The following is a 3,034-nucleotide window of genomic DNA, read 5'->3' on the forward strand; positions in this document are numbered from 1 at the left end:
CTGAAAGCATCGAGCGCCTGCAATCGAGCGAGAGAGCCCCTCGATGGGGCTCGAGATCGATAAAAGCAGGGTGGGCTAGTTGATTGGGGCCGTAGCTCAGCTGGGAGAGCGCCTGCTTTGCAAGCAGGAGGTCATCGGTTCGATCCCGTTCGGCTCCACCAGTTTCCTGACCTCTCGAGAAAGAAAGAAAATTGAGGACATGGCTCGAAGATCTGCGGATCGTCGACTTTGTTCTTTGGCTGTTTGACATTGTGGATCGGATGCAAAGCACGTTTGGACGCAAGTTCACGCGCGCATGCTGGCGTTTGCTGGTGTGTGGCGATGAGGTTGGGTTCGGACAGTGCACGAGTAAATGAAGTAGCTAAGTTGTGCCGAGCCGTTGTGCACGGGATGGAAGGTAAGGAGAGCTCCGAAGGTTCTTCTGCTGGTCTCAAGCGAGAGCTTGGGATCGGACTTCTGAAGGGCTGCTGATGCAGAAGACAAGAGCTGCATGAGGCGGTTGTTCAGCGACTGCGGACCGTTAGGTTCGCATCGAAGATGGTCTGTTTATCACTGTGTGCGATGGGTTAGATCAAGCGTTTAAGGGCATTTGGTGGATGCCTTGGCACTGAGAGGCGATGAAGGACGTAGCACGTTGCGATAAGCCACGGGGAGGCGCGAGCAGCCTTTGATCCGTGGATCTCCGAATGGGGCAACCCGGCCGCAAGGTCATCCTCAGCTGAATACATAGGCTGTGGAAGCGAACCCAGGGAACTGAAACATCTCAGTACCTGGAGGAAAGGACATCAACCGAGACTCCGCGAGTAGTGGCGAGCGAAAGCGGACCAGGCCAGTAGCTACGATGTTGCAACCAGAACCGTCTGGAAAGGCGGGCCAGAGTGGGTGATAGCCCCGTATGGGTAATCAACGTCGTGGTTCTTGAGTAAGGCGGGACACGAGCAATCCTGTCTGAAGATGGGGGGACCACCCTCCAAGCCTAAGTACTCCTCAGTGACCGATAGTGAACAAGTACCGTGAGGGAAAGGTGAAAAGCACCCCGATGAGGGGAGTGAAATAGAACCTGAAACCGAATGCCTACAAGCAGTGGGAGCGGCCCTGAGCCGTGACCGCGTACCTCTTGTATAATGGGTCAGCGACTTAGTCTTACGAGCAAGCTTAAGCCGATAGGCGGAGGCGTAGCGAAAGCGAGTCTGAATAGGGCGCTTGAGTTCGTAGGATTAGACCCGAAACCGGGTGATCTAGCCATGGACAGGTTGAAGGTCGGGTAACACCGGCTGGAGGACCGAACCAATTACCGTTGAAAAGGTACTGGATGATCTGTGGCTAGGGGTGAAAGGCCAATCAAACTCGGAAATAGCTGGTTCTCCGCGAAATCTATTTAGGTAGAGCGTCAGGCGTTCACCGACGGGGGTAGAGCACTGGATGGGCTAGGGGGGAGCGATCCTTACCAAACCTAACCAAACTCCGAATACCGTCGGGTTAGAGCCTGGCAGACAGACTACGGGTGCTAAGGTCCGTGGTCGAGAGGGGAAGAGCCCAGACCGCCATCTAAGGTCCCCAAGTTATGGCTAAGTGGGAAAGGAAGTGGGAAGGCCAAGACAACCAGGAGGTTGGCTTAGAAGCAGCCATCCTTTAAAGAAAGCGTAATAGCTCACTGGTCTAGACAAGCCGTCCTGCGCCGAAAATGTATCGGGGCTAAAGCCATACACCGAAGATGCGGATTTGATGATCCTACGGGATCATCAAGTAGTAGCGGAGCGTTCCGTAAGCCTGTGAAGGTGTGTCGTAAGGCATGCTGGAGGCACCGGAAGTGAGAATGCTGACATGAGTAGCGACAAACAGAGTGAGAAACTCTGTCGCCGAAAGCCCAAGGGTTCCTGCGCAAGGTTAATCCGCGCAGGGTGAGCCGGCCCCTAAGACGAGGGCGACAGCCGTAGTCGATGGGAACCTGGTTAATATTCCAGGGCCTGCTGGACGTGACGAATTCCGTGTGTTGTTCCGGTTTATTGGATTACCGGGGCTTCGAAGGGGTTCCAGGAAATAACGCCAGCGCATAGACCGTACCCGAAACCGACACAGGTGGGCTGGTAGAGCATACCAAGGCGCTTGAGAGAATGGTGTTGAAGGAACTCGGCAAATTGCCCTCGTAACTTCGGAAGAAGAGGGCCCTATTCATGGGCAACCATGGATGGGGGGCACAGAGCAGGGGGTGGCGACTGTTTAACAAAAACACAGGGCTCTGCGAAGTCTGTAAGACGACGTATAGGGTCTGACGCCTGCCCGGTGCCGGAAGGTTAAGAGGAGGAGTGCAAGCTCTGAATCGAAGCCCCGGTAAACGGCGGCCGTAACTATAACGGTCCTAAGGTAGCGAAATTCCTTGTCGGGTAAGTTCCGACCTGCACGAATGGCGTAACGACTTCCCCGCTGTCTCCAGCACCAACTCAGCGAAATTGAATTCTCCGTGAAGATGCGGAGTACCCGCGGTTAGACGGAAAGACCCCGTGCACCTTTACTATAGCTTTGCAGTGGCATTAGAGAATGGATGTGTAGGATAGGTGGGAGGCTATGAAGCGCCGGCGCCAGCCGGTGTGGAGCCAACGTTGAAATACCACCCTTTTGTTCTTTGATGTCTAACCGCGTCCCGTGATCCGGGACCGGGACCCTGCATGGCGGGTAGTTTGACTGGGGCGGTCGCCTCCCAAAGAGTAACGGAGGCGCGCGATGGTAGGCTCAAGCTGGTCGGAAATCAGCTGACGAGTGCAATGGCATAAGCCTGCCTGACTGCGAGACTGACAAGTCGAGCAGAGACGAAAGTCGGTCATAGTGATCCGGTGGTTCCACGTGGAAGGGCCATCGCTCAACGGATAAAAGGTACGCCGGGGATAACAGGCTGATGACTCCCAAGAGTCCATATCGACGGAGTCGTTTGGCACCTCGATGTCGGCTCATCACATCCTGGGGCTGGAGCAGGTCCCAAGGGTATGGCTGTTCGCCATTTAAAGTGGTACGTGAGCTGGGTTCAGAACGTCGTGAG

General features: G+C 55.1%; 1 tRNA gene and 1 rRNA gene. Both read left to right on the forward strand.

From position 1 onward, the window contains the following. Window positions 1-85 precede the first annotated feature (85 nt). Window positions 86-161: transfer RNA gene (locus VLA04_03725), tRNA-Ala, on the forward strand. A 408-nt stretch (window positions 162-569) separates the two neighbouring features. Beyond that, window positions 570-3,034, forward strand: a 23S ribosomal RNA gene (locus tag VLA04_03730); the annotation flags it as partial.

The organism is Verrucomicrobiia bacterium, assembly GCA_035460805.1.
Lineage (GTDB): Bacteria > Patescibacteriota > UBA1384 > CAILIB01 > CAILIB01 > DATHWI01.